The following is a 3,490-nucleotide window of genomic DNA, read 5'->3' as shown; positions in this document are numbered from 1 at the left end:
AGAGAGGCATATTCTTGAAAAACGTAAGACAACTGTATGCACTGATGGTGGTATATTTTATAATTGGCTAGAAGAAGACCGTTCCACCATACCCTCAACAAATCCAATAAGCAAGTCGCTTCTATCAGGTATATGTGATGAAATATCTGCAGAAGAAACTGATGAGATGGGGGTGTATTAAAGATGTCTGTGGTGTTATAGTTTTGTATTACTTTCGTAGCAATTAGAAGCGTAAATGTGGAAGGTGCTTAGTATCGCAAATATAACTACACTAACTTTAATTGAATTAACACTTCTGTTATTGTCAGCCCCGTCAATTTCGCGATTTCTTCTGGGGAATACCCTTGAGTTGTATACATTTTTTCAATTATGAATGCTGCTTTTTGAGGATTACTGTGATTTTGACGAGCTATAGCTTTTTTCATTGTATGTTCTCCCATTTTGTTTTAGTTATAGGATGTGCACTTTTTGGGGGTTCATACTTTTTCAAAGCTTTTTGGGAATAAAAAAACAAATTAACGTAAGTATGATACGAGACTAAAAATTGAACAACAGTTTATTGAGCAAAAAATACAACCCCCATTTTATTTCCTCATGTATATCATTCAAATAGAATGTTTGAAATACAAAAAAATCATATTATTTTTATAGACTATCAAATATATGAAATAGATTATTGGTTGCTTAAAATGGGAGATAAATATTACATTTGGGATATGATTGGGCTATCAAATGGAGTTACGTCTATTTAAAATAGAGAATCACATATACGACAGGGTTATTTTTTTATTTATTTATTTGTTTATTTATTTATTAAAGATAGGACAATTGCATTTCCCTTTGAATGTGAAGAAGCTGCAACATCGAAAGCCAGATCCATTGATCCTGACGTCGAAATTTCCTCCAAGATTCATATCACATACTCGAGTTTTAAGGACATTAAACGGAAAAATGATTATTTAAAAAAAGAAATAGGTATATATAAGATGTGGCAAAACTAAAATAAATATAAAAAAGGTAACTGCTTAGCATATTAAAAAAGGCAAGATAAAGAGAAGAAATGACTGTTATACATTTCCCCTCCTATTAATTGATCAAAGCAAGGTCCACCGTTCCTTCACGAATCAATTGTTCTATTGTGTGGAATACAGATTTTCCTTGTTTTTGTGCGGTTTGGATGAAGCTTCTCGTTAGTTAAACAAAATATTTGCGCTCCTTCTTCGGTACGGAACGTACCTGATACTTTTTGTTTTACTTTTGCCATTCGAATATCTCGCTCCGCTTCATTATTATCAAACGGAATATCAGCATGTGTGAGAAAACCTAAAATGGCATCTTTGTTTCTTACAAATCGGTCCCACAATGTAAGCTCTCCCTCTTGTTGTTCTTTGAGTTGTTTGGCATCACATAATAATTTTTTCATATTTTCTGCCCATTTTTCATCAGTTTGCTCAAAAATACCTTGTAAATCCCGCAAAAGATGAGCATTACATAAAATATTTTTGGACTGTTTATATCCAAAATAAGAGGACCAGCCATCATGAACAGCGATTCCTGAAAAATGGGGTAGCACACCAATCTCGTTCATCGCTTCTTTTCCACGTTTTGTATGTACAACTTGAAGGTTTATGTCTTTTGTGCTCATTGTATGGAGCCACTGGCGTTCTCGATTTACACGAATCCCGGTCTCGTCAAAATGAACAATGCGAGACTGCAACAAATGTAATTTGGCTTTTTCTTCAAATATGTCCAGACGCTCCCCGAATACACGATTCATATGTACAAGTGTTCCTTCACTAATGGTATGACCAAATTGATCACGAATATAGGCAGCTGTACGGGCATACGATAGCATCTGATAATTGGTGAGATAAACAACTAAAGCTTGTATACGAGGACCGTATTGTACAGATTTGGTGACATGGGGTAAAAACTGTCCTTCTTCGAACGACAAGCAATTCGAACACACTTTTCCTTCGGATTCATATTGAGTAATCTCTATGTTTGTAGCAGGTAAGTCGAAAACTTGTCATTTTTTTCGACTGACAATCTGTTCCCGTTCTAAAGAAGATTGACATTTTGAGCACAGGGAAATAGGGTGTGTCACAATATGATGCGGAGCATCTACAGGTGCAAGTCTATAGCCTTTGTGCCCGATTTGCCCACCAGATTTCCATCCTGTTTTTCCCCTTAAACTTTTCGTGATGTTTTTTACAGCCATCTGTAGAACTCTTTCATCCATACCAACGCGGCTGTTTCAATCCTTGATCTTACTAAGCTGTTGTTCAATTTCCCTACGTTCTTTCATCTGTGGTTTACTAAAAAATAGGGGAGATATAAAAAGAATAAAAGATTTCTAGTAGAATTGAATCCTAGACTATTACAGGTTTTGTTGTACATTTTAAAAAGAATAGAGAGAGCTATAAAATAGAGATTAAATTCAAGACTTCGTCTCTGTTTATATATATCCTGAGTCGTTCCATAAACATATAAATGGCTTGATGATCACGTGTTCTATAAAGTTGAATATCCAAAGTATGTCCATCAATTACACGATAAAGATAGCGCTCCCCCTCTTTCACCTTAATGTAAAATTCCAAGCGGGATGCGCTGTTTTGTTTTTTATTTTTCCTTTTCTCGATTTGATAAACTAAATTTCTATACTCATGAACCCAACGTATAATTATTGTAGGGTGAACGGATATGCCACGGTCTTTCAAAATTTCAGAAACATGACGATAACTTAAAAAAGAACGACAATAATAGCCGACGGACTACCAAGATAATGTCTCTCTTGAATTGTTTTCCTTTAAAATATCCCATTTGTTATGCTTCTCGTTTTCTTTTTCCAAAGTTTGAATAACTTTGCATCAGAACTTCTTAAAGTATTCGATGACATGACCAGAAAACCCCAGTATTAGTACTTCCACCTAAACTAAGGTTAATAGTTAAACCATTAGCTTCATAAAACAAGCCTATAATATCCCCTAATGTTAGATCCACTTCACCTGTAACTGTTACAGTTCCAGATCCTAATATAACCCTTATTTCTAATACTAATGCAACATCAACATCTAAAATTGGTATTAAGCCACTTAATAAATCTATAGGATTCGGTGCAGTTCTACGAATTACAAATGCTGGATCTACATTTGATCCTGTTGGAATATTTACCGCTGCAGTAGTGGAATAATTAATTGTTGCTTCAAATACATATCTTCCCGTCGAGGGGACAGTAAAATTACCTGAATTAGGGTCAAAACCTACACCTAAAAAGTAAGGGTCGGTTACATTCCAATTTTGCAATTGCGTACTTACAGGCGCAGTTATTCCTGTAATAACCCCTGAAAACCCCTCTATAAATACACCAGTTGGTCCTGTAATTCCAGTTGCTCCTGTAATTCCAGTTGCTCCTGTAGCTCCAGTTGGTCCTGTATCCCCAGTTGGTCCTGTAATTCCAGTTGGTCCTGTAGCTCCAGTTGGTCCTGTA

The 3,490-nt window shown here is 35.4% G+C and carries 3 protein-coding genes and 2 pseudogenes; 1 reads left to right on the top strand and 4 read right to left on the bottom strand.

Features of this window, described 5'->3' with window-relative positions:
• A pseudogene (locus ATL10_RS31520) lies at nucleotides 1-181 on the top strand (cytosolic protein); the annotation flags it as partial.
• An 85-nt stretch (nucleotides 182-266) separates the two neighbouring features.
• Here the strand turns inward: ATL10_RS31520 and ATL10_RS31515 are convergent.
• From ATL10_RS31515 to ATL10_RS31650, 4 genes and pseudogenes are all read right to left on the bottom strand, one after another.
• Nucleotides 267-425 carry a hypothetical protein gene (locus ATL10_RS31515; RefSeq protein ID WP_181419371.1) on the bottom strand — a complete coding sequence of 53 codons (159 nt, stop codon included), beginning with the start codon at nucleotides 423-425 and terminating at the stop codon, nucleotides 267-269.
• Nucleotides 426-1,117: 692 nt separating this feature from the next.
• Entirely contained in the window at nucleotides 1,118-1,954 is an 837-nt protein-coding gene (locus tag ATL10_RS30385) for an IS66 family transposase (RefSeq protein WP_220037390.1), read from the bottom strand.
• Between the two features lie 517 nt (nucleotides 1,955-2,471).
• Nucleotides 2,472-2,823, bottom strand: a pseudogene (locus tag ATL10_RS30380) (DDE-type integrase/transposase/recombinase); the annotation flags it as partial.
• Nucleotides 2,824-2,880: 57 nt separating this feature from the next.
• The coding region (locus ATL10_RS31650) for a collagen-like triple helix repeat-containing protein (RefSeq protein ID WP_142670042.1) at nucleotides 2,881-3,490 on the bottom strand (610 nt) is incomplete at its 5' end.

Source organism: Bacillus sp. 196mf, assembly GCF_003217275.1.
GTDB lineage: Bacteria > Bacillota > Bacilli > Bacillales > Bacillaceae_G > Bacillus_A > Bacillus_A thuringiensis_S.
This window is presented reverse-complemented; position numbering and strand designations above follow the sequence as displayed.

What these genes read in the sequence shown, in the direction of transcription:
- ATL10_RS31515 (WP_181419371.1), bottom strand. Translation starts at nt 425, where the DNA reads ATGAAAAAAGCTATAGCTCGTCAAAATCACAGTAATCCTCAAAAAGCA.